The 25,143-nt window shown below is 56.9% G+C and carries 24 protein-coding genes, 1 tRNA gene and 2 pseudogenes; 16 read left to right on the top strand and 11 right to left on the bottom strand.

Annotation, left to right across the window (positions count from 1 at the left end):
• Nucleotides 1–88: 88 nt before the first annotated feature.
• The 11 genes from D1823_RS15060 (at nt 89) to D1823_RS15110 (ending at nt 11,450) form a co-directional block, all read left to right on the top strand.
• A complete protein-coding gene (locus D1823_RS15060; RefSeq protein WP_205512005.1) occupies nt 89–2,032 on the top strand; it encodes an AMP-binding protein in 1,944 nt (647 codons plus the stop codon).
• Between the two features lie 78 nt (nt 2,033–2,110).
• Nucleotides 2,111–2,929 (top strand): ABC transporter ATP-binding protein, encoded by an 819-nt coding sequence (locus tag D1823_RS15065; RefSeq protein ID WP_117871382.1) that lies wholly within the window; start codon nt 2,111–2,113, stop codon nt 2,927–2,929.
• Between the two features lie 29 nt (nt 2,930–2,958).
• Nucleotides 2,959–3,945: a branched-chain amino acid ABC transporter permease gene (locus D1823_RS15070; RefSeq protein WP_117871384.1), complete on the top strand. Its 987-nt coding sequence runs from the start codon at nt 2,959–2,961 to the stop codon at nt 3,943–3,945.
• Nucleotides 3,932–4,366: a hypothetical protein gene (locus tag D1823_RS15075; protein ID WP_117871386.1), complete on the top strand. Its 435-nt coding sequence runs from the start codon at nt 3,932–3,934 to the stop codon at nt 4,364–4,366. Before D1823_RS15070 ends, D1823_RS15075 begins: the two co-directional genes overlap by 14 nt.
• A complete protein-coding gene (locus tag D1823_RS15080) occupies nt 4,366–4,623 on the top strand; it encodes a hypothetical protein (RefSeq protein ID WP_117871388.1) in 258 nt (85 codons plus the stop codon). Before D1823_RS15075 ends, D1823_RS15080 begins: the two co-directional genes overlap by 1 nt.
• Before the next feature lie 3 nt (nt 4,624–4,626).
• On the top strand, nt 4,627–5,703 hold the full coding sequence (locus tag D1823_RS15085; protein ID WP_117871390.1) for a branched-chain amino acid ABC transporter permease: 1,077 nt from the start codon (nt 4,627–4,629) through the stop codon (nt 5,701–5,703).
• Between the two features lie 73 nt (nt 5,704–5,776).
• Nucleotides 5,777–7,060, top strand: a complete 1,284-nt coding sequence (locus tag D1823_RS15090) for an ABC transporter substrate-binding protein (RefSeq protein WP_117871392.1) — start codon at nt 5,777–5,779, stop codon at nt 7,058–7,060.
• A gap of 108 nt (nt 7,061–7,168) precedes the next feature.
• A complete protein-coding gene (locus tag D1823_RS15095; protein WP_117871394.1) occupies nt 7,169–8,002 on the top strand; it encodes an ABC transporter ATP-binding protein in 834 nt (277 codons plus the stop codon).
• 19 nt (nt 8,003–8,021) lie between these two features.
• The gene (locus tag D1823_RS15100) at nt 8,022–9,239 is read left to right on the top strand and encodes a phenylacetate--CoA ligase family protein (protein WP_117872923.1); all 1,218 of its coding nucleotides are present in this window, start codon (nt 8,022–8,024) and stop codon (nt 9,237–9,239) included.
• 122 nt (nt 9,240–9,361) lie between these two features.
• The gene (locus D1823_RS15105; protein ID WP_117872924.1) at nt 9,362–11,026 is read left to right on the top strand and encodes an iron ABC transporter permease; all 1,665 of its coding nucleotides are present in this window, start codon (nt 9,362–9,364) and stop codon (nt 11,024–11,026) included.
• Nucleotides 11,027–11,099: 73 nt separating this feature from the next.
• Nucleotides 11,100–11,450, top strand: coding sequence for a DUF2794 domain-containing protein (locus D1823_RS15110; protein WP_117871396.1), 351 nt, complete (start codon nt 11,100–11,102; stop codon nt 11,448–11,450).
• A gap of 3 nt (nt 11,451–11,453) precedes the next feature.
• On the opposite strand, the gene D1823_RS15115 is transcribed toward D1823_RS15110, so the two are convergent.
• The 3 genes from D1823_RS15115 to D1823_RS15125 form a co-directional block, all read right to left on the bottom strand.
• A complete protein-coding gene (locus D1823_RS15115) occupies nt 11,454–12,335 on the bottom strand; it encodes a C40 family peptidase (protein ID WP_117871398.1) in 882 nt (293 codons plus the stop codon).
• On the bottom strand, nt 12,332–13,714 hold the full coding sequence (locus D1823_RS15120; protein WP_117871400.1) for a M17 family metallopeptidase: 1,383 nt from the start codon (nt 13,712–13,714) through the stop codon (nt 12,332–12,334). The genes D1823_RS15115 and D1823_RS15120 overlap by 4 nt, the downstream gene beginning before the upstream one ends.
• A gap of 63 nt (nt 13,715–13,777) precedes the next feature.
• Nucleotides 13,778–14,167, bottom strand: coding sequence for a hypothetical protein (locus D1823_RS15125; protein ID WP_117871402.1), 390 nt, complete (start codon nt 14,165–14,167; stop codon nt 13,778–13,780).
• Between the two features lie 144 nt (nt 14,168–14,311).
• Between D1823_RS15125 and D1823_RS15130 the strand changes: the two genes are divergently transcribed.
• Together D1823_RS15130 and D1823_RS15135 are read left to right on the top strand one after the other, a co-directional pair.
• Nucleotides 14,312–14,962 (top strand): carbonic anhydrase, encoded by a 651-nt coding sequence (locus D1823_RS15130; RefSeq protein WP_117871404.1) that lies wholly within the window; start codon nt 14,312–14,314, stop codon nt 14,960–14,962.
• A 101-nt stretch (nt 14,963–15,063) separates the two neighbouring features.
• Nucleotides 15,064–15,600: an SRPBCC family protein gene (locus D1823_RS15135; RefSeq protein WP_117871405.1), complete on the top strand. Its 537-nt coding sequence runs from the start codon at nt 15,064–15,066 to the stop codon at nt 15,598–15,600.
• A gap of 46 nt (nt 15,601–15,646) precedes the next feature.
• On the opposite strand, the gene D1823_RS15140 is transcribed toward D1823_RS15135, so the two are convergent.
• Nucleotides 15,647–16,564: an endonuclease/exonuclease/phosphatase family protein gene (locus D1823_RS15140; protein ID WP_117871407.1), complete on the bottom strand. Its 918-nt coding sequence runs from the start codon at nt 16,562–16,564 to the stop codon at nt 15,647–15,649.
• Nucleotides 16,565–16,991: 427 nt separating this feature from the next.
• Between D1823_RS15140 and D1823_RS15145 the strand changes: the two genes are divergently transcribed.
• A complete protein-coding gene (locus tag D1823_RS15145; RefSeq protein ID WP_254683745.1) occupies nt 16,992–18,062 on the top strand; it encodes a peptidase S41 in 1,071 nt (356 codons plus the stop codon).
• Between the two features lie 152 nt (nt 18,063–18,214).
• Here D1823_RS15145 and D1823_RS15150 read toward each other — a convergent pair whose 3' ends face one another.
• From D1823_RS15150 to D1823_RS15160, 3 genes are all read right to left on the bottom strand, one after another.
• The gene (locus tag D1823_RS15150) at nt 18,215–19,237 is read right to left on the bottom strand and encodes an aspartate-semialdehyde dehydrogenase (protein WP_117871411.1); all 1,023 of its coding nucleotides are present in this window, start codon (nt 19,235–19,237) and stop codon (nt 18,215–18,217) included.
• Nucleotides 19,238–19,332: 95 nt separating this feature from the next.
• Nucleotides 19,333–20,388 carry a glycosyltransferase family 4 protein gene (locus tag D1823_RS15155; RefSeq protein ID WP_117871413.1) on the bottom strand — a complete coding sequence of 352 codons (1,056 nt, stop codon included), beginning with the start codon at nt 20,386–20,388 and terminating at the stop codon, nt 19,333–19,335.
• Between the two features lie 19 nt (nt 20,389–20,407).
• On the bottom strand, nt 20,408–21,580 hold the full coding sequence (locus tag D1823_RS15160) for an MFS transporter (RefSeq protein ID WP_117871415.1): 1,173 nt from the start codon (nt 21,578–21,580) through the stop codon (nt 20,408–20,410).
• Nucleotides 21,581–21,721: 141 nt separating this feature from the next.
• Here D1823_RS15160 and D1823_RS15165 point away from each other — a divergent pair, with 141 nt between their 5' ends.
• Complete coding sequence (locus D1823_RS15165; protein WP_117871417.1) at nt 21,722–22,864, top strand: DUF3095 domain-containing protein; 1,143 nt, start codon at nt 21,722–21,724, stop codon at nt 22,862–22,864.
• 4 nt (nt 22,865–22,868) lie between these two features.
• On the opposite strand, the gene D1823_RS15170 is transcribed toward D1823_RS15165, so the two are convergent.
• A complete protein-coding gene (locus D1823_RS15170; RefSeq protein WP_117872925.1) occupies nt 22,869–23,639 on the bottom strand; it encodes an aldolase/citrate lyase family protein in 771 nt (256 codons plus the stop codon).
• Between the two features lie 232 nt (nt 23,640–23,871).
• On the opposite strand from D1823_RS15170, the gene hpaR reads away from it, so the two are divergent.
• Entirely contained in the window at nt 23,872–24,306 is a 435-nt protein-coding gene (gene hpaR / locus D1823_RS15175; protein WP_117872926.1) for a homoprotocatechuate degradation operon regulator HpaR, read from the top strand.
• Nucleotides 24,307–24,556: 250 nt separating this feature from the next.
• Here the strand turns inward: hpaR and D1823_RS22020 are convergent.
• From D1823_RS22020 to D1823_RS15185, 3 genes and pseudogenes are all read right to left on the bottom strand, one after another.
• Nucleotides 24,557–24,682 (bottom strand): annotated as a pseudogene (locus tag D1823_RS22020) (IS5/IS1182 family transposase); the annotation flags it as partial.
• Nucleotides 24,674–24,772, bottom strand: a pseudogene (locus D1823_RS22320) (IS5/IS1182 family transposase); the annotation flags it as partial. The pseudogenes D1823_RS22320 and D1823_RS22020, both read right to left, overlap by 9 nt.
• 269 nt (nt 24,773–25,041) lie before the next feature.
• Nucleotides 25,042–25,118: transfer RNA gene (locus D1823_RS15185), tRNA-Arg, on the bottom strand.
• Between the last annotated feature and the right edge of the window lie 25 nt (nt 25,119–25,143).

The raw sequence follows: 25,143 nt of genomic DNA on the forward strand, positions 1-25,143 counted from the left end.
GATCCCTGGTCCGCCGTTTCCGGCCCAGAGGAGGGGTCGGATGGGGAGGAGAAAGAGATTGGCTCAGACGCAGTCGGGCGCTGAAGGGATGCACTCTCTTCCGGCGCTGCTACACCGCAATGCGGCCCAGTTCGGGGACGCCCCGGCCTACCGGGAAAAGGAATTTGGGATCTGGCAATGCTGGACCTGGGCCGAAGCGGCCAGGGAAATCCGCGCCATCGCGCTGGGGTTCTTGGAGCTTGGCGTTGGAAAGGGCGACCACATCGCCGTGATCGGGCGCAACCGTCCGGCACATTACTGGTCAATGGTTGCGGCGCAGATGGTCGGTGCCATTCCGGTCCCTCTCTATCAGGACGCGGTTGCCGAAGAGATGGCCTATGTGCTGGAGCATTGCGGTGCGAAATATGTCGTCTGCGGCGATCAGGAGCAGGTCGACAAGGTCATCGAGATTCAGGAAAACCTGCATCAGGTCAAACACATCCTCTATACCGACAAGCGGGGGATGCGGAAATACGACCACAGCCAGATGAATGCCCTTGACGACATCAAGGCCGAAGGCAGCGCCGGTCATGCGCGGTTTGACGCGGAACTGGATAAGCGCATCGGTGAGCTCACCTATGACGACACCTGCGTGATGCTCTATACCTCGGGCACCACGGGCAAGCCCAAGGGTGTGGTGCTGTCGAACCGCAACGTGATCGAAAGTGCCAAGAACTCGGCCGAATTTGATCATCTGACCCGGAATGAAGACATCCTGTCATACCTGCCGATGGCCTGGGTTGGTGATTTCATCTTTTCCATCGGTCAGGCTTATTGGTGCGGCTTCTGCGTGAACTGTCCTGAAAGCGCCGACACGATGATGACCGATCTGCGCGAGATCGGGCCGACCTATTTCTTCGCCCCACCACGTGTGTTCGAGACCCAACTGACCAATGTGATGATCCGGATGGAAGATGCCAGCAAGCTCAAGCAGCGCATGTTCCACTACTTCATGGCGCATGCCAAGAAGGTCGGCGGTCGGTTGCTGGATGGCAAGCCGGTGAGCTTGGGTGACAAGTTGAAATACGCACTGGGCAATCTGCTGGTATACGGGCCGCTCAAAGACACGCTGGGGTACGGGCGCTTCCGGGTGGGCTATACGGCGGGTGAGGCGATTGGGCCCGAGATTTTTGATTTCTATCGCTCTTTAGGCATCAACCTGAAACAGCTGTATGGCCAGACCGAAGCGACCGTGTTCATCACTGTCCAGCCGGATGGCGAAGTGCGCGCGGATACTGTTGGTGTTCCTGCGCCGGACGTTGAGCTGAAAATCGACGACAAGGGCGAAATTCACTATCGCTCACCCGGTGTGTTTGTGGAGTATTTCAACAATCCGGACTCCACGGCCTCGACCAAGGATGTCGAAGGCTGGGTGGCCACGGGTGATGCCGGGTTCATCGAGGAAAGCTCGGGGCATCTGCGGATCATCGATCGCGCCAAGGACGTGGGCAAGATGGCCGACGGGTCGATGTTCGCGCCGAAATACGTCGAGAACAAGCTGAAGTTTTATCCGGATATCCTTGAGGTCGTCGTGTTCGGCAATGGCAAGGATCGTTGCGTGGCCTTCATCAATATCGACCTGACGGCGGTCGGCAACTGGGCCGAGCGCAACAACGTCGCATATGCCTCGTATCAGGAACTGGCGGGGCATCCGCGCGTGTTAGAGACGATTCGGAGCCACGTGGAAGAAGTGAACAAGTCGGTTGCCGCCGATGAAATGCTGTCGGGTTGTCAGGTGCATCGCTTTGTGGTGCTGCACAAGGAACTGGATGCGGATGATGGCGAGATGACCCGGACGCGGAAGGTGCGGCGCGGTTTTGTCGAAGACAAGTTCAGCGACATCATTGCCGCGCTTTATGACGGGTCCAAGACGGTCTCGACCACCACAGAAGTCACCTATGAGGATGGTCGCAAGGGATCGATCTCAGCGACGCTGGAAATTGTCGACGTGCCGGTTGTTCCCGTTGCCCAACATAAGGTTGCCGCAGAATGAAGGCCGTACGTGCGCCGCTCGACCTGCGGTCATCGCCCCGCCCGCCGTCCCGTTTTCGCGCAAGTCAGGGAGTGACCGATGCTGGATAATTCCGATGGATATGTCACCGAAGACGGTCGCAAGATCGGCGGTGTGGTGATGGAAATGAAGAACATCACCCTGCGCTTTGGTGGTGTGGTTGCGATCAAGGATATCTCGTTCGACATTCGTGAGGGCGAGATCCGCGCCATCATCGGGCCGAACGGGGCAGGCAAGTCCTCGATGCTGAACGTGATTTCGGGCTTCTATGTCCCGCAGGAGGGTGAGGTCTGGTTTCATGGGGCCAAACGCCCGCCGATGCGGCCCTTTGAGGTGGCGCAGCAGGGGATTGCGCGGACGTTTCAGAATATCGCCTTGTTCGAAGGCATGAGCGTTCTGGACAACGTCATGACCGGACGATTGGGTTACATGAAGACCAACATCCTTCAGCAGGCACTGTGGAAGGGCAAGGCCGAGAAGGAAGAGACCGAAAACCGCGAGGCGGTTGAAAAGATCATCGACTTTCTGGAAATCCAGCACATCCGCAAGACGCCGGTATCACGCCTGCCCTACGGTCTGAAGAAACGCGTCGAACTGGCGCGGGCGCTGGCGGCAGAGCCCAAGCTGCTGCTGTTGGACGAGCCGATGGCGGGTATGAACGTTGAAGAAAAAGAGGACATGAGCCGCTTCATCCTCGACGTGAATGACGAATTCGGCACCACCATCGCCCTGATCGAACACGACATGGGCGTTGTGATGGACCTGAGCGACCGGGTGGTCGTCATGGATTACGGAAAGAAGATCGGTGACGGCACACCTGATGAAGTGCGCAACAATCAGGAAGTCATCGACGCCTATCTGGGGGTCAGCCATGACTAAGCTCTGGGCAGAATTGAGGAGGGGCTGGCATGCCTGATCAAATTATCTTCGGGATGGAGGTCATCCTCAACGGTCTGATGGCCGGGGTGCTCTATGCGCTGGTCGCGCTGGGCTTTGTACTGATCTACAAGGCGTCTGGGATTTTCAATTATGCCCAAGGGGTTATGGCCCTGTTCGCGGCGATGACGCTGGTCGGGATCATGAACGGGCAGGTACCATTTGCGCATCTGATCAACGCGACTTTCGGCACCCATATCCACTACTTCGGGTGGAATGTGCCCGCGCTGTTCGCGATCGTTCTGACGATGGGTGTGATGGTGTTGCTGGCCTGGTGTGTGCAGCGGTTCGTCATGCGACATCTGGTTGGGCAGGAGCCAATCATCCTGTTCATGGCGACCATCGGTCTGGCATATTTCCTGGAAGGCGTCGCCGACCTGATGTGGGGGTCCGAGATCAAGACGCTGGATGTGGGCCTGCCGCAGGGGATCAACCTGTGGATCGATGAGACGACGTTCAACATCTTCGGCTATGGCTTCTTCATCGACAATCTAGACATCGTGGCGACGGTCATCGCGGCGCTTCTGGTCGCGGCGCTGGTCGCGTTCAGCCAATACACAAAGCAGGGCCGCGCGATGCGGGCGGTAGCAGATGATCACCAGGCGGCGCTGTCCGTTGGCATCTCTTTGAACTTCATCTGGGTCATGGTCTGGTCGGTTGCGGGATTTGTCGCCCTGGTCGCAGGTATCATGTGGGGCACCAAGTCGGGCGTGCAATTCTCGCTGTCGCTGATCGCGCTCAAGGCGTTGCCAGTGCTGATGCTGGGCGGGTTCACCTCGATCCCCGGAGCCATCGTTGGCGGGCTGATCATCGGCGTGGGTGAGAAGCTGTTCGAATTCGCAATCGGACCGATGGTCGGTGGCGCAACCGAGAACTGGTTCGCCTATGTGCTGGCGCTGATCTTCCTTGTGTTCCGGCCGCAGGGCCTGTTTGGGGAGAAGATCATTGAAAGGGTTTAGGTTAAAAAAGTTTATCGCTCTTTTTTGCTCCATTGCGGCTACCGTTTTGATCGCTAGTTTCGCTTCGGCAGGATGCACCGCAATCAGTGAACCGACAGAAAACGCGGGATTAGAAACGATCAAGATTCGCATGCAGGAAAGGCGTTTTAGTACCGCGTTTGGGTCTTTTGAAATCGAGGATTCGGCCAAGAAAAGCGTGGCAGATCAGATTTCGGGTTTGTCCGGTGAGGGGGAACTTAAATGTGTGACTCTGAGACGCGTTCGGCAGAGCGAATACTTCATAAGTGAAGTCGTGTTGTTCGAAAGTGATAGCACGATATTCTATTTCACGATCTCTGGCGAAACCGCTTCAGATGAATTCCGGATGATCAATTTTTGGGCAACCACGGACTTCGATAAAATCAGAGGGTTTTTGTACTGATGACCAAGCTGATCGCCATCATCAACGTGATCGCATGGGCCGGGTTCTGGGCGTTTGGGTATATCGCCCTGACCTCGGACGATCTGACGGATGGCCAGCTGACCATCGCTGCAATCCTGGCTTTTGCGGGTCTGATCATGGGGGTTCTGGCCTACCTGAAACTGGTGCGCGCCTCAGAGGCGAGCGGATATGCCAAAGGGTCCAATCAACTGGACGCCGAAGCCCGGAACCGGGCGCAGGAAGAATGGGGAAAGTAAGACATGTTCTATCGTGAGGCCGGAGATTTCAAAACCTCCTACGTTGCTGACAGCCAGACTTTCCCGATCAAGTTCGATCGGTATCGGTACTATGTGGTGTTGGCGGTGGCGTTCGGGATCATCCCGTTCATCATCAACGACTATTGGGCCAACGCTCTTCTGCTTCCCTTCCTGATCTATGCGATCGCGGCCATTGGGCTGAACATTCTTGTGGGGTATTGCGGGCAGGTCAGCCTTGGCACCGGCGGGTTCATGGCTGTGGGGGCCTATGCCTGTTACAAGCTGATGACCGCTTTCCCGGATGTCAGCATGTTTATTCACGTGTTGCTGGCCGGCGGGATAACGGCCATCGTCGGTGTACTGTTCGGCTTGCCATCCTTGCGGATCAAGGGGTTTTACCTTGCGGTGGCGACGCTGGCGGCGCAATTCTTCCTGGTGTGGCTTTTCAACCGGGTGCCGTGGTTCTACAACTATTCGGCGTCGGGGCAGATCAATGCGCCGGAACGGGATGTGTTCGGCATCATCATCACTGGTCCAAATGCATCGGCCTGGGCCACTTACCTGTTTTGCCTGATTTTCCTGACCATCTGCGCCATTCTCGCGCGCAACCTGACGCGCGGCACGACGGGGCGGACATGGATGGCGATCCGCGATATGGATATCGCGGCCGAGATCATCGGGGTGAACCCGCTCAAGGCGAAACTGACTGCCTTTGCCGTCAGTTCGTTCTTTGTGGGCATCGCGGGCGCGCTGTTCTTCTCGGTCTATCTGGGCGCGGTTGAGGTCGGCGAAGTATTCGGCATCCAGAAATCGTTCCTGGTGCTGTTCATGGTCATTATCGGCGGTCTGGGCTCGATCTTCGGATCCTTCGCGGGTGCTGCATTCCTTGTACTTCTGCCCGTGGTCCTGAAAGTGGTCGGCGTCGATGTTCTCGGCTGGCCCACGGATATCGTGGCGCATCTACAGCTGGTGATTGTCGGTGCCCTGATCATCATGTTCCTGATTCTCGAACCGCATGGGCTGGCGCAGCTATGGCGCGTGGCGAAGGAAAAACTCAGACTCTGGCCGTTCCCGCACTAAGGGGCAGGCCCAACTAAAAGACGGGTGCAAAGCCCGAACTCAACATCGGATCTATTAAGGGAGGAAACACCCGATGAACAAGAAACTGGCAACCTTAGCGCTGGGCGCGTTGATGGCGGCAGGCCCGGCCATGGCCGACCTTGTATTTCCGTCGCTTAGCTACCGGACCGGACCTTATGCGGCTGGTGGTATCCCGTTTGCAGACGGCTATGCCGACTATTTCACTCTGGTGAACGAACGCGACGGTGGAATCGGCGGTGTTGCAGCGAAGGTGATCGAATGCGAAACCGGCTATAACACCGAAAAAGGCGTTGAATGCTACGAGTCTACCAAAGGTGAAGGCGCGTTGGTGTATCAACCACTGTCGACCGGCATTACTTATCAGCTGATTCCGAAAGTCACCGCAGATGGCATCCCGCTGCACACGATGGGTTACGGTCGAACATCGGCTGCGAACGGCAAAGTGTTCAGCCACGTGTTCAACTATCCGGCCAACTACTGGAACGGTGCATCGGGCGCGATCAACTATCTGCTGGATGAGAATGGTGGAGATCTGAACGGCAAGAAGATTGCGCTGGTCTATCACAACTCTGCTTATGGCAAGGAACCGATCCGCACGCTGGAAACTCTGGCCGAAAAACATGGCTATGAACTGTCCTTGCTGCCCGTAGATCACCCAGGTCAGGAGCAGAAGTCGCAGTGGTTGCAGATTCGCCGTGAAAAGCCCGATTACGTAATCATGTGGGGTTGGGGCGTCATGAACCAGGTGGCCGTGCAAGAAGCTGCAAACATCCGTTTCCCGATGGAAAACTTCATCGGTGTCTGGTGGTCCGGTGCTGAATTCGATGTTGAACCAGCAGGCGAAAAAGCGAATGGTTACAAGGCACTGACCTTCACTGGTCTTGGAATGGACTACCCTGTCTATGACGATCTGAAGAAATACGTTGTGGACGCGGGCAAAGCAGCAGGTGCAGGCGATCAACTGGGTACAGTTCAGTATAACCGCGGTCTCTATGCTGCGATGCTGGCAGCCGAAGCCGTGAAAACCGCGCAAGAATTGCACGGAACTGCTGATATCGACGCGTCCATGATGCGCGATGGCATGGAGGCGCTGGAGATCACCAATGCCAAGATGGAAGCGCTTGGTATGTCCGGATTTGGACCCGAGTTCGCGGTTTCCTGCGACAATCACGGCGGCCCCGGTCTTGTCGGTGTTGTTCAGTGGGACGCAGCGGCCGGAACCTGGAACCCGGTTCAGGACTTCAAGCCAACGGATGTCGAAGTGATCAACGCTCTGATCGCGGAAGACTCGGCAGCTTATGCAGCCGAGAACAACATCGAACCGCGCTGCGAATAAAGGCAGTCTCGTACCGGCTTGGGCCGGCTTTCAAAACTTCGGAGCGGCGGGCAGACTGCCGCTCCTCACGAACAGTCCCGAAGGGGACAGGCATGAGGACACGCGCTGATGCTGGATGCGGCACACACCACTGACGTGCAGGCGGAAACCCTGCTTGAGGTCAACAATATCGAAGTGATCTACAACCATGTGATCCTCGTGCTGAAAGGCGTTAGCCTGACTGTTCCCAAGGGCGGTATCACGGCCTTGCTGGGTGGTAACGGCGCGGGCAAGACGACCACGCTCAAGGCAGTGTCGAACCTGCTGCATTCGGAACGCGGCGAGGTCACGAAAGGCTCGATCAAGTATCGTGGCCAGAGCGTACACGAAAGCGACCCTGCCGTATTGGTGGAAAAAGGTGTGATTCAGGTGATGGAAGGCCGTCACTGTTTTGAGCATCTGACAGTTGAAGAGAACCTGCTGACGGGTGCGTATACCCGCAAAGACGGCAGCGCGGCGATCCAGCAGGATCTGGAGCTGGTCTACAATTACTTCCCCCGCTTGAAGGAGCGCCGCCGCTCGCAGGCTGGCTATACGTCGGGTGGAGAGCAGCAGATGGTTGCCATGGGCCGGGCATTGATGTCGCGCCCGGAGACGATCCTGCTGGACGAACCTTCGATGGGGCTCGCGCCGCAGTTGGTCGAAGAGATTTTCGGCATCGTGAAGGACCTCAACGAGAAAGAGGGCGTGTCCTTCCTGTTGGCCGAGCAGAACACAAACGTCGCCCTGCGGTTTGCGCATTACGGGTACATTCTTGAATCCGGGCGCGTTGTCATGGATGGCCCGGCCGCCGAACTGCGCGAGAACCCGGACGTGAAGGAATTCTACCTTGGTATGTCCGACGAGGGTCGCAAAAGCTTTCGCGACGTGCGGTCCTATCGCCGCCGCAAGAGGTGGCTGTGAGCGGATGGAGGATTTGGCGATGACCTATTTCGACGCACTCGAAACACGTTCGGCGGACGAACGTGCTTCCGATCAGGCAAAAGCGCTTGCAGAGCAGATCAAACGTGCTGCATCTGCCCCCGGTTTCGCTACACACTTGTCGGATTCAGACACTAATAAGGTGATTTCGGCTGATGATTTGCCGATGCTGCCCGTGCTGCGCAAGTCGGACCTGATCCGCGCGCAGGCGGAACGCCCCCCTTTTGGCGGGTTTACCGTGAAGCCAGCGCGCCACTTCCATCACGTGTTTCAGTCCCCCGGGCCGATTTATGAACCGGGCAGCACCGATCACGATTGGTGGCGTATGGGCCGGTTCTTGAATGCCGTAGGTGTTGGTGCTGGTGATATTGTTCAGAACTGTTTTGGCTACCACCTGACACCGGCAGGCATGATCTTTGAAAACGGTGCCCGCGCTGTAGGTGCTGCCGTTTTGCCGGCGGGAACCGGACAGACAGAGTTGCAGGTGACAGCCGCGCGTGACGTTGGCTGCACTGCTTATGCAGGCACGCCTGATTACCTGAAAGTCATCCTGGACAAGGCCGACGAGATGGGCGTTTCGCTGAACTTATCGAAAGCCGCCGTTGGTGGTGGTGCTCTATTCCCGTCTCTGCGTCAGGAATACGCGGATCGCGGTATTTCGTGCCTGCAATGCTATGCGACGGCGGACCTGGGAAACATCGCCTATGAAAGCGCTGCGATGGAGGGGATGATCATCGATGAACACGTGATCGTTGAGATCGTAACGCCCGGAACCGGTACGCCGGTAGCGCCGGGCGAAGTGGGCGAGGTTGTCGTGACCTCTCTCAACCCGGATTACCCGTTGATCCGCTTTGCGACCGGAGATCTTTCGGCCGTCCTGCCGGGTGTCTCGCCCTGTGGCCGGACCAATATCCGGATCAAAGGCTGGATGGGGCGCGCCGATCAGACCACCAAGATCAAGGGGATGTTTGTACGCCCGGAACAGGTAGCGGCCCTGGTCGACAAACATGAGGAAATCGTCAAAGCCCGCGTTATTGCAGCCCGTCAGGGTGAGATGGACACGATGACAGTCCGGATTGAAAGCCCGCGCGGTGACGACCCGGCATATGCCAAGTCGGTGGCCGAGGTGTTGAAGCTGAAAGGCGCGATCGAGGTTGTGGCCCCCGGATCCCTTCCCAGGGACGGGGTGGTGATCGAGGATCAGCGCGTCTACGAATAATGGCCTGTTTCAAGTCTGCGGCAGTTTGCGCCGCAGATTTGTTTACCGATGCACTGGTGTTTCCGAGCTTTTTGGTCGATTAAAGGCGAACCCTTCGCCTTTGCCAATCACAAGCCGGGATGATGGCCGAAATCGAGTTTTCACAGAACGGATCGCGCAATCGCGGTGTACGCGGTACCCGACTGCTGGCGGGGATCGCCTATGTCGTGGCTGCCGCGTGCCTTTTGCCGATGATCGCCGTGGTCCTGGCGGCTGTAACCGGGGGAACGGACACAATCTCGCACCTGATGGAGACGGTGCTGCCCGGCTATATCGTGACGACCCTGATTCTCGTGGTGTTGGTCGCGGCGGGCACGTTCAGTATCGGCACCGGGGCGGCCTGGCTGGTAACGATGACCCGTTTTCCCGGAGTACGGTTTCTAGAGATCGCACTGGTCCTTCCGCTGGCCTTTCCGGCCTATGTTCTTGCCTATGCCTACACCTTCATTCTGGATCACCCGGGCATCGTTCAAAGCACGCTGCGTGATGTAACCGGTTGGGGCCCGCGCGACTACTGGTTCCCGGAAATCCGCTCGACCGAGGGCGCAGCGGTCATGTTGATCCTTGTGCTCTATCCCTATGTCTACCTGTTGGCGCGGGCTGCGTTCCTGCAGCAAAGCGCGACCGCATTTCTGGCGGCGCGGGCGCTGGGTAACAATCCATGGCTGGCGTTTCGGCGCGTTTCACTCCCGATGGCGCGGCCTGCCATTGCAGGCGGTGTACTGCTGGCCGTCATGGAGACCATCGCGGATTTCGGAACCGTGTCGTATTTCGGTGTGCAGACCTTTGCCACCGGGATCTACACAAGCTGGTTTTCTATGGCCGACCGGGCTGCGGCTGCACAACTTGCGCTGTGCCTGCTGGGCTTTGCCCTGATCATGGCCGTGGCCGAGCGCACCCAGCGCGGCAAGGCAAAATACTATCAGGCCGGGAAACAGCATGTGGCGCAACCGGCGGTACATCTGACGGGCCCGCGGGCCTGTGGCGCATTCTTGCTTTGTGCGATACCTGTTCTTTTCGGGTTTTTGCTGCCTGTTATCATTCTGGTCGAGATGGGCCTGGAATCCGAACAGAACTTGTTTTCGCAGCGCTATATCGGCTTCATTCAGAATTCGCTGATCCTTGCTGGTACGGCGGCGGTCATCACCGTTTTTGCGGCGATCAGTGTCGGGTTCTTTCAACGCCTAAGACCGGGGCGCGCCTCGTCTGCGACTGCTTATATGGCGCGTCTGGGATATGCGGTGCCCGGCGGCGTCATCGCGGTTGGCTTGATCGTCCCCTTCGCGAGCTTTGACAACGCGCTGGACGTTTGGATGCGTCAGACCTTCGATGTGTCCACGGGGCTGTTGGTTACAGGTTCGATCTGGTTGCTGGTCGCTGCCTACATGGTGCGGTTCCTGGCTGCTGCGCTCAGCGCATATGAGGGTGGCCAAAGCACGGTACACGCCAATATGGATGCCGCAGCCCGCTCACTTGGTCAGACGCCGTTGGGAACTTTGCGGCGTGTTCACCTGCCCATTCTGACTCCGTCTCTGTTGACGGCCCTTCTGATCGTGTTCGTTGACGTGATGAAGGAACTTCCGGCCACTCTGATCATGCGGCCGTTCAATTTCGATACGTTGGCGGTGCAGGCATATCGATTGGCCTCGGACGAGAGATTGGAGGGCGCAGCTGTGCCTTCGCTGGTTATTCTGGCGGTAGGTCTGCTGCCGGTAATCCTGATCTGCCGTCAGGTCGGCCGACGGTAACACTTGTGTCGTAATTGTAAGACAACAGCGCATCAGGCTTGATTCAAACGCGAATTCCGGCAAGGCTGGAGGTATGAATATGCAGCCTCCCAGCCGGTTCTCGGCAAGCGCAGCGCAGATGCCCGTGGCTTTCGACCGGCATGAGATGTCTCAAATCCTATCCGTTTATGGTCGGATGGTCGCCGCCGGGGAATGGCGCGACTATGGTATTTCCAACCTGCGCGACATGGCGGTGTTCTCGATCTTCCGGCGCACCGCGGAACACCCGATCTATCGGGTCGAAAAGCACCCGCGTCTGAGATCCAGACAGGGAATGTACTCTGTGATCGGTATGGATGGCCGCATCCTGAAACGCGGCCACGATCTGCGCGCGGTTTTACGGGTGTTGGAACGCAAGCTGATCCGGGCCGTGAACCCGGATTAGAGCCTAAGACGCAGGATGTCGCCCATATCCTGTTACAGCCCCGAACTCTTTTCGGCCGATACGAGAGACAGCGTCCTCCAAAGGTTCTTTGGCAACAGCCATGTGATGTGCATTTGCATGCACAAGCGTGTCTTGATCCAGCATCATGCCTACGTGACCTTTCCAAAACACCAGATCACCCCGGCGAAGCTCGGGGTTTGGGATTGGCTTGAAGAACTCTGCTTGCATGTCGCTATCGCGAGGGCAGGGTAATCCGCAGGAATGAAAAGCGATTTGAATCAGGCCCGAACAGTCAAGTCCGAGTCCGGTATCGCCACCGTAGATGTAAGGGGTGGTAAGAAACTGTTCTGCAATTGCTGCAGGATCAGAACCCACCCAGTCTTTTTCGACCAGCTGTGTTTCGCGAATGTATCGCGGCGTTGGAATGTGGCCCTCTTCTTTCACGCAAACCCATCCGGTCGAACGAATGGTGTTTTCGCGTTCTGAATCACGGCGCGGCCAGTATTCTATACCAGCGCCAAAAGGCAGAATCCGTTCGTTCGCATTCTTGGTCACATCGGGGTGTTCCAATGAAACTGCTCTTGGCACGGAAACGCGGTGCGTTGGCTGAAGTGGCCGTCTTTCTATTTCCTGTCGCACCCACCCGACATAGCCATCTTTTTCGCGAAACCCGAACAGGTGGTTCTGCGCCCGTTCCAAGATGATGAATGCTTCTCCGCACACCATCTGGCACTGCCGACGACCATTGGGTTTGTCCAGAACATCCCGCACAACCGATTGAATATGATATGTTTCACCATCCGAAAAACCATCAGCTTCGACCTGACCTTTCAGCGATGAATGCGCCACCCGTCCGTTGAAGCGAAGCAACCTGCGATCCGTCATAGCTCCAATATCTCCGGCAATGCGTTTAACACGGCGCGCGGCCCCTGACCCAGACCGCCTTTTGTGCGACCGGGCTCTTTACTGGGCTGCCAGGAGTAGATGTCGAAATGGACATAGCGGTGCGTGCCCACGAACCGTCGCAGAAACAAAGCGGCGGTGATCGACCCAGCAAATCCGCCCGATGGTGCGTTGTCCAGATCGGCAATACCGGGTTCGATCATCGCTTCGTAAGGCGTGTGGAACGGCATGCGCCAGACCGGATCAGCCGAAACCTCTGCCGCGTGTGAAAGGGAAGACGCGCATTGCTGGTCGTCAGTGTAGAACGGTGCCAGATCCGGGCCAACGGCCACCCGTGCGGCACCGGTCAGCGTCGCCATCGAGATCACCAGATCGGGCTCTCCTTCAGCCGCCAGCGCCAGAGCATCAGCAAGCACCAGACGCCCTTCGGCATCCGTATTGTTGATCTCGACCGTAAGTCCCTTGCGGGAGGTCAGGATGTCGCCTGGACGGAAGGCATTTCCGGCAAGCGCGTTTTCGACCGCCGGGATCAGAACCCGCAGTTGCAGCGGAATACCCAGCGCCATGATCATCCGGGCCAGTCCCAGCACATTGGCCGCACCCCCCATATCCTTCTTCATCAGACCCATGGACGCGCCCGGTTTCAGGTTCAGCCCGCCTGTGTCGAAACACACACCTTTGCCGACAAGCGTCAGTTTGGGGCCGCTCCTGCCCCAGTTCAGTTCAATCAGCCGCGGGGCCTGTTCCGCAGCGCGTCCTACCGTGTGGATCATGGGAAAATTCTGATCCAGCAGGGCCTCGCCGGTGATCACGCTGCAGGAGGCACCGAATTCGCCAGCCAGAACCTCAGCCGCCTGCTGCAACTGCTCAGGACCCATATCCGAGGCTGGCGTATTCACCAGATCGCGGGTCAGAACTTCGGCATTGGCCATGGCTTCGATACGGTTGGCATCCACACCTTCAGGTGAAATCAGCGCCGCCGATCCACCGGATTGAGACGCGTAGCGATCGAAGGTGTAGCCTGTCATCAACCAGCCAAAACACTCCATCTCCAGCCGATCAGCGGGAATGCCGGACGCGATATGATAGGTTCCTTCCGGCAGTGTCATGGCTGCGGCGGCCAATGGGAACCTTTGTCGCGCACGCGTGACTTCTGTTCCATAACCGGCCAGTACAAAATCAACCGCGCCATGCGCACCTGGTACCAGCAGTGTCTGCCCCATCGCACCTGTAAACCCGTTTGCGGCAACCCAGGTCTGGACGGTATCCGGCTGATCCTGCAACCAATTGTCCAAATCCGGCTGCGCAATCACATGAAGCGGTATGGACGGGTCAGAGGGTGGGGCGAAGGACAGGGTCATGGGCGTCTCGGCTGATGGTTTCTGCGCACAGACTAGCCGCGCATGATCTGCCCGCAACCCCTGTCAGACGGAAAGGTCCTGCTGGTCCCAGACGGCGGTCAACGATCGTTCCCCGACACGGATCAAACGCCCGAGCGTCGCACCCGCCGCAACGGCGTCACCGGCATCGACGGTATGGGCCACGTCACCCGCCACCCGGGCCAGGGCCGTCATCCCGATCTGTTCGGATATTGCGACCAGTGACTTGGCACATTTGCGCAAGTCCGCCCATTCGCGCTGACGCCAGTAGCGTTCGCAATTTGACAGGCGCACGGCAAGCTCCTCGACCGTGCGGCACAGAACGTCCAGCGCATTCTTGTCGCCAAGTTGCCGGTACAGTCCGCTCAGTTGATCCGAGTCCAGACGGACGGATTCCTTGTGTTCAAGCGTGATAATCTTTTCCACCACATTCACCCTAATTCAAACGCCCCCACGGCGCGGTCTTGATCCTGGCAGCAAATTCCTTTGCAAAACCTTGCAGGGAAACCGGATAATGGCTCGAATTTTCCTTGAATTCGGTTTAGATCATCCGTCAGCGACAAGAACGGGAACATTGAAATGGACTTTGCCAAACCTCTGCCGAGCTACCTTTTAAAACGGTATCACGGATGGAAGGCCACGACATATTCGGAAAACCAGGTCTGGTATCGCCGTCTTGCCGATGAGGGACAACGCCCCCGTGCCATGGTCATATCCTGCTGCGACAGCCGGGTTCACGTGACATCCATGTTCGGAGCCGACCAGGGCGATTTCTTTATTCACCGAAACATCGCCAACCTGGTGCCGCCCTATGCACCGGATGGGGACCACCACGGCACCAGCGCTGCCATTGAATATGCCGTAACAGCGCTCAAGGTCGCTCATTTAATCGTTCTGGGGCATTCGCAATGCGGCGGCGTGCAGGGCTGTATCGACATGTGCAAGGGGCAGGCGCCGCAGCTGGATGCCAAGGACAGTTTTGTTGGTCGCTGGATGGATATTCTCAAGCCGAAATACGAACTGGTCGCGGATATCGAGGACAGTGTCGAACAGGCCCGACAGTTCGAGCGTCAATCGGTTGTCGCATCACTGGAAAACCTGATGACCTTCCCCTTCGTCTCGTCAGCCGTTGAGCAGGGAGCGCTGAGCTTGCACGGCTTGTGGACGGATATCGGTGCAGGTGGGTTGGAAAGCTATGACCCTTATCAAAAAAAGTTCCTCCCGGTCTGACGACGACACATCGGCAAGTCCGAAACGATAAAGATAGCGGCTCTGATTCAGAGCCGTTTTTGGTATACTCCACTCATTGCATTTGAAGATCGGAGCCTACCATGAAAGTCATCAAGCGCATCTTCGCAGGATTGGTCGTTTGCATTCTGGTTCTGGTCGCGGCTTCCTATCTGTTGCCAGGAAAGGCAGAAGTTTCGCGTAGCATTGCGATCGACGCTCCGGCGAGTGCCATCTTTCCTTACGTGAATTCGATGCAGGAAACCGAAAAGTGGTCTCCTTGGTTGCACCGGGACCCCGAAACCAAACTGACGTATTCCGGCCCTGCCGCCGGGGTCGGGAACACTCTGAACTGGGATTCGGATCACCCGCAGGTCGGCACGGGCTCACAGGAAATCGTCGAGAGCGTGGAAAACCAACGGGTCAGAACGGTGCTGGATTTTGGCCCGATGGGTACTGCCGCTGCGTCATTCAACCTTGAGCCTGACGGGGCGGGAACCAAAGTTACTTGGGGGTTTGAATCGGATCTGGGTCTCACCCCCATGTCCCGCTGGATGGGGTTGATGATGGATACGTGGGTGGGCGAGGACTATGAACGTGGTCTGACCAATCTGAAAGAACTGGTGGAAACCCAAAGCTAGCCCTTTGTTTCTACTGAAGCGTGCGGCAGTGTGCTTGACGGAAATCCTAGCCCAGTCGAAACCGGGCAAGCTTTCCCAGGTGGTCGGATCCCATGAAGGGGCGCAGCTCAACCGTTCCGGTTGTGCCTTTGGGGAACAACAGGTTGTCTATCGGCAATGGGATCTTCCAACTGCCGAGGTTGTGAGTGTTCAGGACGGTTCCAAAACTCTGATTGTTTGCGGCCGCTCCGATCCGTCTGACGCTTTCGCCCCAGGGCACCATGTTGAAATCTCCGGCAATCAGAACCGGTCCTTCAAGTTGGCTGATGCGGTCGGCAATCACCTGGCTTTGCCTGGCCTGGTCGTAAGGAAATGGCCAGTTCAGATGAACTGATACGACCCAGACCAAATCACCGCCGGGCGCTTTGACCTGTAACCCCACAAGCCCATAACCTTGCAGACAGAATTCGGAATTCTCGACAATCGGCAAGGTCGTCAGGATGGCGACGTTTTGTTCAGGGCGGAATTCACAGATCGCCTTTTCGGGGTAATGCTCGAACAGATTGCTCATGTACTTGCGATTGTGGCTGGATACTTCCTGCAACGTCACGATCTGTGCATTTGACTCAATGATGTCTTCGGCCAGTGAATACCGGGGCCAGGCTTTGCTCATGAGATTCTTCTGGTACAGCGTCAAGCAGGAGCCGTTGCAATCGTCCGAGGGCGCGGCAACGCTGGCTGCGATGGATCCAATGGCCGCCCCCGCAAAGACCAAGGTGGTCAAAGCAAGAAATCTGGAGCGCATGAATAGAAGTATCACGGCGCAGGGCAGGAGCAGAACACCAGCCTGAGGACGGAGCAGAGCGATTGAATCTCCCACGGCAAAGACCTGCCCCGTAAAGCCGATGACGACCAGTGCCATCAGAACGCATGTGCATCCGATGGTCAGGGACTTGGCAATCCTGCGTTTGGTCGAAATGTGCATTCCCTGCCTCTTCCGCCTTGCGCGGAATACTGTTTGTAATCGGGCTTGTCGCATCCGCTCCGCCACGAACAAGGTTCAGTTTTTAGGTGGCAAGCGCGTTGGCTTTTGTCAACAGGTTGGCGACCTTCACCGCGTGCTAGACTGTGCGGCTGCATTGGTTTCTTTTGAGGTTTGACGGGTGCGGTTGAAATACGTGGAGGTGAAGTTTGACTGGCACACAAGAAAGAGAGCGAATCCGTTTTAGTTGTTGAAAGTCCTCTGTGGGCCCAATCTGGACATTGACGAGCGGCTATGCACACCGTGAGACATGTCACTCGCGGAAGACCTGAAACAAATTTTGGAAACTGTGCTGCCAACCGATCCCAGCTTTGGGAAGATCGAAAAGGCCGTGATAGACAGCTGTATTGGTGAAACCAGGCGATATGCCTTGGAGGGATCCATCGAAGCCTTCCTGATGTCAGCGATGCGTCTATTGGCACTTCCCGATAATGGGCACACACGGCTGATCCCGAACGATGCGATCGAGGTGCTGCCGCTGAGGTTCGTGAGCGTAGGGTGTTCCGTGCAATTCATCGGCGCGGTACCAGAGATAACTGCACCACGAGGAGAGCTGATAGCGGTCAATGGCGCAGATTTGAGCCATATTGAAGCCACCGCTGAGCAGTTTCTAGCGGGAAGGCGACAAAGGAAACGGGTTATCGGACCGATTTTTTTGGCTTGGCCGTACGCTTTGGCACGTTTGGGTTTTTCGTCAAGCGGCGGAACGACCGAGTATCGTCTGCGGGACGAAAATGGACAGATAACGAATCTGAAAGTGGCCAATGAACATACCGTTCCTGGATCTGTGCTATACCCGAGAAACGAGCACGGCAAGGATGATCCAACCTGGCAGCCCGAGGCTTTTGTGGAGATAAAGGACTGGCAAGACCTTGGGCTATCAATAGCGTTACCAAGCTTCTTTGATTCAAACGAAAGTGCGCTGCTTGCAGCCATTTCAGCCGCAGTGGAACGCGTGCGCGCCTGTTCGAACAAACCGCTCTTGATTGACGTTCGCGGAAACACGGGGGGCGACTTTCTTCTAACGATGCCCTTGATCGACGCGATCTCGGAAAGCGCAAACAAGCAGGTTGTCGTGCTTGTCGATAAATTCACGTTTTCCGCAGCGATCGTGTTTGTAGCCATCCTCAAACATCGATTGGGAAACAGGCTCAAACTCATTGGGGAGGAGATGGGCGATGGCTTGACGTTCTTTGCAGAGGGCGGGTTGCTCGATTTGCCGGCCAGCAAAGCCGTCGTTCGATACTCATCAGCCTTTCACGATTGGAAGAACGGAACGACTGACGAAACCACCCCGCCCGAAGTTGCGCGGGAAATCGTACCTGTAGGAGCACTGAATTTGGATTTGGAATGGGTCCAAGGGCCTGCAGTTGAGAATGCATTCGGCGAGTTCCATCAACGCGTTCTCAAGAGCATGAGCCATTGGATAAACGACCGTTAAATTCGCACGGCGGTCGTTCAAATTGCCTTCCAATACTGCGCATTGGCGAATGCCAAGTTTCTCCCGCAAACTTGGCACTGACAAATAATCAAAAAACCCGCTGAACAATCAGCGGGTTTCCTGGTTTTCAACCTTGGGCGAAAATCGGTATGTCAGCCCTTTTTCAGGACCTCGCGGCCCAAAAGTTCCGCGATCTGCACGGCGTTCAGGGCGGCGCCCTTGCGCAGGTTGTCGCTGACGCACCACAGGTTCAGACCGTTTTCGATGGTCGAATCCTGGCGGATACGGCTGATGAACGTGGCGAAATCGCCCGCGCATTCGATCGGTGTGACGTAGCCACCCGCTTCGCGTTTGTCGATCACCATGATACCCGGTGCTTCGCGCAGGATGTCGCGGGCTTCGTCTTCGTCCAGGAACTCTTCGAATTCGATGTTCACGGCCTCGGAATGGCCGACAAAAACGGGAACGCGGACGCAGGTGGCCGTGACCTTGATCGACGGGTCGACGATCTTTTTGGTTTCCACAACCATCTTCCACTCTTCCTTGGTCGAGCCGTCTTCCATGAAGACGTCGATCTGCGGGATGACGTTGAAGGCGATCTGCTTCTGGAATTTCTTCGGCGGCACGTCCGTCGTCGGATTGTAAATCGCCTTGGTCTGATCCCAAAGCTCGTCCATGCCTTCTTTACCGGCGCCAGACACCGACTGATAGGTCGACACGATCACGCGCTTGATCTTGGCGCGGTCATGCAGCGGCTTGAGCGCCACCACCATCTGCGCAGTCGAGCAGTTCGGGTTGGCGATGATATTCTTGTTCTTGTAGTCGTGGATCGCCTCGGGGTTACATTCCGGCACGATCAGCGGAATGGCCGGGTCATAGCGATACAGCGACGAGTTATCGATCACCACACAGCCAGCCGCAGCCGCCTTGGGGGCGTAGGTCTTGGTTGCGTCCGAGCCGATGGCGAACAGTGCCATGTCCCAGCCGGTGAAGTCGAAGGTGTCGATGTCCTGGGTCGTCAGTGTCTTGTCGCCAAAGCTCACCTCGGTCCCCAGCGAACGACGGCTTGCCAGAGCGGCAAGTTCATCGACCGGGAACTGGCGTTCCGCCAGGATGTTCAGCATTTCGCGGCCCACGTTACCCGTGGCGCCGGCGACAACGACGCGATAGCCCATTTCATGTCTCCAATGTTAAGGACGCGCGTTCATAGCCGCGTTGCAGCGAAGAAAAAAGGGCTATCACGGGAGAATTGGCCGAATTGACGTCGATTTTAACCCTGATGCGCGTTTTCACCTGTGTTCAGCAATGAACGATAGACACGCACGATGGCTTCCGCTTCGCCTTCGATTCGAAAATGCTGCTCTACACGCTGTCTTGCGGCCTGACCGGATTGCACAAGCTTGTCCGGATCACTCAACATCTGTTCCAGTGCTTCGGCCAGTGCCCCGGCGTTATCCTTTTCGATCAAGCGGCCTGTCTCCCCGTCCTCGATCTGGGCGCTGAACGCCCCAACCCCGCGGCAGGCGATTGCAGGCACGCCGGAGGCCATCGCCTCAAGCGGTGTGAGGCCGAACCCTTCGTGACGGGCCGGGGCCACAAACAGGTCAAGGGCGCGGTAGGTTTGAACGATTTCCTCCCAAGGACGTTCGCCCAGGAAGTGCACCCGTTCCGATAGCCCGGCAGCGTTGAGCTTGGCTTCCTGTTCCTGTTGGAACGATTCAAATTCTTTGGTAGCGCGCCCGGTACAGACTATGCTGGCGTCGGGATGGTTTGGCAGAACCTCAATCGCCGCATCCACCAAGAGGTCGACACCCTTCTGAGGTCGAATACGCCCGAAACACCCGATCAAAGTCCCATCAGGCAGCCCCAGTTTCTTTCGCAGCAGCGATTTGTCCTCGGCCGGGTTAAACAGTTCGGTATTAACACCATGCATTATGACAGTCGCGGGATGTTCAAGAAACGATGCCGCTTCCGGAGTTGTGGCGATCAGGGCGTCCATCTTCGAGATCAGCCATTTCGTGAACCCAGAGTGATTTCGCTGCGCAGCCGATGTAAACAGCAGTTTCAGATTACGCTGCAGCACATGTTTCAAAAACAGGCCCATCAGCATTTCGGTATTGCGCCGCGCATGCCACACCCGGGGCGTCCTGTTCGAAAGGAATGGAACTTTGATCAATCGTATGTGGGGCAGATCATCCGGCAGGCCGGGTCCTGTGGCAACGATCCCGATCATATGCTTCTGGATCGGCAACAGGCGGATGACGGTTGTTGTGACACCGGAGAGGCTGTGTTTCAGGTTCGGCGCTATAACCTCGATTTCCTGCACGGCTTGCTCCGCAATTGCTTTAATCCACACTATCCCGGCTGAATAGATAAATCACGCAACCGATGGCAAGGGTTACGGCAAAAAACGCGAAAATTGCTGTGTAAGGCGCGGTTGTCCCGTTCTCGGCGGTGGCGGCATGAACGCGCCCGGTGACAAATTGGGCAATGCCGACACCTCCGATTCCGAAGAGATTCAACAAGGTCACACCACGACCCACCAGATGTGGCGGGACGAAGGCCCGTCCATGGGCCATGATGACCGGAAAGCTGGCCCCGGCAAAACCGATGACGGCCAACAGCAGAACGGACAGCCATGTGGCATAGTCAATCCACACGCAAAGCAGGGTCAGTGCCACTGCACCCAGCACGTTGCCTGCTAAGATAACCCACTTCCTGGTGCCAAAAACGCGATCCAGCGGCCCGTAGACAAAGGTACCGACAATCATCGCAGACCCCATAACCAGTGTCGCGGTGCCGATCTGTGTAGTGCTGAGCCCGAAGACATCGTTCAGATACGGCCCAGCCCACAGCCCGCGCAGGGCGGCAGAGGGCGCATATGCCACTAGCATCAAAGGCATGATCAGCCACAGCGCAGGTTCTTTCAACAGGTCCAGCAGCGTACCCTTGTGTTCCGTTCCAACCTTCGCGGGATCGCGTACGCTCAGCCAAATACCCAAAGCAATCGCAGCAGATATCGCGGCCAGCCCAACCATCGTTGCGCGCCATCCGATCCATTCAACAGCAAGCGCAGTCGGATAGGAGGCCACAAGATTGCCTACCGAGCCGACACCCAGCATGACGGCGGCCAGCGTCGCGAACCGGGCCGGAGGATATTCGTGGGCAAAGATGAAATAAGATGCCATCAGAACCGGAGAGCATCCGACGCCGATCAGGCCCATGGCAACGCTGACATGCAAAGGTGAGGTCGCGACCGCAAAAATCGCGGATCCTCCTGCACCACCAACCAGAAGAAGCGCGGCTGCGGTCAGCCGCGGACCGACCTTGTCCAGCGCCCAGCCAACTGGAATTTGCATTGCTGCGAACACCAGAAACCAAAGGCCCGACGCAAAGGCCAGATCTTCGGGTGTGGCGCCGATGTCGCGTTCAAGATCCAGACTGAGCACAGCCAGAAATGCACGGAAAAACTGGCTGAGCACATAGCCCAGGCACAAAACTACCAAACCCGCCTGCATAGCCCGCCTCTTTTCCGCTCATCCGAAGGGAATGCTTGGCACGCAATGATGCAACGCACAAGCATGTGTACTATGTTTCAGTAACAGGACTTGGGCCGCATTCCGGCTATCTTTGCCGGAAGTTTGATTTCGAGGGGGAAAATGAAAGACCTCCATTCTGCATTTTATGAAAACCTGCCCCTGTTGCGGGATTTCACCCGTCTGGCAGACCCGGCGAAGTTTTCTCCGGTGCCCGACGACTGGTTTCTGGGGGTCGCCGATATTGTCGATTCAACCGGGGAAATAGCGCGAGGGCGATACAAAACCGTTAACACCGTTGGGGCCGCCGTGATCTCGGCGATGATTAACGCGATGGACGGCAAGCTGTTTCCCTATGTCTTTGGCGGCGACGGAGCGGCGTTTGCGATTCCTCCCGGCGAAGTTGAAGCAGCTCGGGATACTCTTTCAGCCTTGCGGCGCTGGGCGGAAGAGGAGTTTTCCATGCCGTTGCGTGCGGCGCTGGTGTCGGTGGCAGAAATCCGAAAAGCAGGCAGGGACTTGCGTGTCGCCCGTTTTGCTCCGTCCTCCGGCGTGGATTATGCCATGTTTTCTGGCGGGGGATTGGCCTGGGCCGAGGCAGAGATGAAAGCGTGTCGTCATATGATCGCGCCTGCCGAACCAGGTGCGCAGCCGAACCTGACAGGCTTGTCGTGTAGATGGTCCAACAGCCCGGCGCGGCACGGTCAGATCGTTTCACTGGTCATTGAACCCACCGCGTCAGCAACTGAACGTGATTTTGCCGATCTTGCGCAATCGGTTCTGTCCGCGTCAGAAGAGCTGGAGCGTGCCGGACATCCGGTGCCGGAGAATGGTCCACCCATGAGGTGGCCGCCTCCTGGCCTTGACATTGATGCGCATGTTTCGCGCAACGGGCGGAATTTGATTTTGCACAAGCTCGTTCTTCTGGTTCAGAACCTGCTGATCGCGATACTCTTCAAGACCGGTAAAAAGCTGGGACAGTTTGAGCCCGAACACTACAGGATTATGGTCAGCAGCAATGCCGATTTCCGCAAGTTTGATGACGGTCTGAAGATGACATTGGATTGTGATACGGCCACTTTGCGACAGATCGAACAAATGCTGGAAGAAGCGTGCGGGCGCGGCAAAATCCGATACGGTTTGCACGTGCAGGACGAGGCGATGATGACGTGTTTCGTCCCGTCGGCCACACGGGACGATCATGTGCATTTCGTCGATGGTGCCTCGGGCGGATACGCCCAGGCCGCAGCGGCCATGTACCGTTGAACGGTTAGCCGGCTTTCCATCGCGCGGCGAGATCACGTGCCGTTTGCGCCAGCAGCATCACATCAATGCCAACTGCCAAAAACTGTGCGCCCATATCCAGATATGCCTGCCGGGCCTCGTCATTTGTCGCCAAAATGCCAGGCGCTTTGCCTGCGGCTTTGATCCGGGTCAGTGCATCGCCGATAACCTCTCGCACCTCGGGCGCCGCACTGTTGCCCTGATGGCCCATATCAGTCGACAGATCGGCAGGTCCGATGAATACGCCATCCACGCCGTCAACTTCCAGAATTTCGTCCAGAGCAGCCATTCCGGCGCGGGTTTCAACCTGTAACAACAAGCAAATCTCCTGATCTGCGGTCTGAATGTAGTTTCCGACCGATCCGTAAATCGTCGCCCGCGATGCCATCGCGCCCACACCGCGGACACCGGCAGGGGGATAGCGACAGGCCCGGACCAGCTCTCGCGCCTGCTCGGCGCTTTCCACTATCGGAACCAGCACGGTCTGAGCACCCGCATCCAGAACCATCTTGATCAGCCAGGTCTCACCCACGGGGACCCTCACAACCGCATGAGAGTCGCTTGCTGCAAGGGCCAAGAGCTGGTCCCGGATTGACCGGATGTCGTTTGGGGCATGCTCTCCATCGATCACCAGCCAATCGAAACCTGCCGTTCCCATTATCTCGGCCGTGATGGATTCAGCAAAGCTCATCCAGCAACCAATCTGCATTTTTCCCTGTAATAGAGCCTGTTTGAATGAGTTTCGTGGCGCAGTCATGCTGTATCCCTTTATGCAAAGCCTTCGGTGCACGGTGACCGTGGAATTGGACGTTTCCACATCTTCTTCTGCGGTGCCGAATTGTCCAGTCTGAATGCGGCTGTGCGCCATGAGATTGAAGGTGGGGTTAGTGCATCTCTCATGGTTTTCTACGGTTCAGGGGTTTTTGTGTTTCAATTGGAAACCAAGGGTTCCCTTGCGTAAATCACGGATTTCGGTGATAATTTTTTTTATGACCGACGACCTCCCACTGACGTCGCGATCTTTGCCTATTGCGCTTTTGCGGGCGCGGGAAAAGGTTATGGGACCCATACGAGCAATGCTGGCCGACGCCGGTGTCACGGAACAGCAGTGGCGCGTGTTGCGGGTTTTGAACGAAGAAGGCCCGCAGGAACCGACGCATATTGCCGAACGCGCCTGTCTGCTATTGCCAAGCCTGACGCGTATATTGCAAAAATTGGAACACCGCGGCCTGATCTCCCGACGATGCCATCCCGCGGACCGTCGCCGCCAGATTGTCGAGATCAGTGAGCGCGGTGTTCAGATCATTCACGCCAATCTATCCGCCAGCATGGCGCAGGCGGAACGCATTCGTTCCCAGCTGGGGCCGGAAAAACACGAACTGTTGCTGGATCTATTGAATGAGCTGAAAGACCCCAAAACCTGACGTTGGTCGCGCACATCAGTATCTTGTGCAGGGACCCCGCCGGAGATTTTAGAGGGTATCTCAGACGGGGCGGCCAGACTCGGGTTTGGGTTAGGCCTGGCCTGAGGCCGGTTGTCTCACGCCTAACCTGACGGTCCGGCCCGCGCATCGGAATATATGGCGAGCCTGATATGTGGCTCTGATTAAGGTCTTCTGGCCTTTGGGGAAGGCCATGCACCTATGCTCTCCGAAACAGTCTTAGGGTCAGTATTCATAACCAGCAGATGGCGATTGCCGCGAGTGCGATTGCTGAGATGAAGACCTTGGGACAACGGTCATAGCGTGTCGCCACGCGCCCCTAATCCCCGAGCCTGCCAAACATAATCTCGATGCGATTTGTATCAACGCTTCGCTTGCCATGAGACTTGGGAAAGAAAGGTTCAAGACGTGCCATCTGCGCATCGGTCAGCCAGAAAAGATCAGACATGTTCACCGCTCGTTTTCGAACCGTGAATCACGAGGCTAAGAGAAAATCAACGGGTCCTGAGCCTAGCCAAAAACAGGCAACTCAGCTTTTCTTGAGTCTGAACGCTCGAAAACGTGCGCTTGCAAGAAAAAAAACTCCAAACGTCAGGTAACGAATCTAAATTGCGAGCTTTTTGCGCCAGTTAATTGACAATAGTGGGCAAAAGCGCGGGGTAAATCCGCCAAGAATGGTGATTACCCGTTTTAATTCAACGTGTTATCATTTAAGTATGGCGACCCCGGCAGGATTCGAACCTGCAACCTGCCCCTTAGGAGGGGGCTGCTCTATCCAGTTGAGCCACGGGGCCGCGTTTTGCCTTCTGTAACTGGGAT

Source organism: Ruegeria sp. AD91A (assembly GCF_003443535.1).
GTDB lineage: Bacteria > Pseudomonadota > Alphaproteobacteria > Rhodobacterales > Rhodobacteraceae > Ruegeria.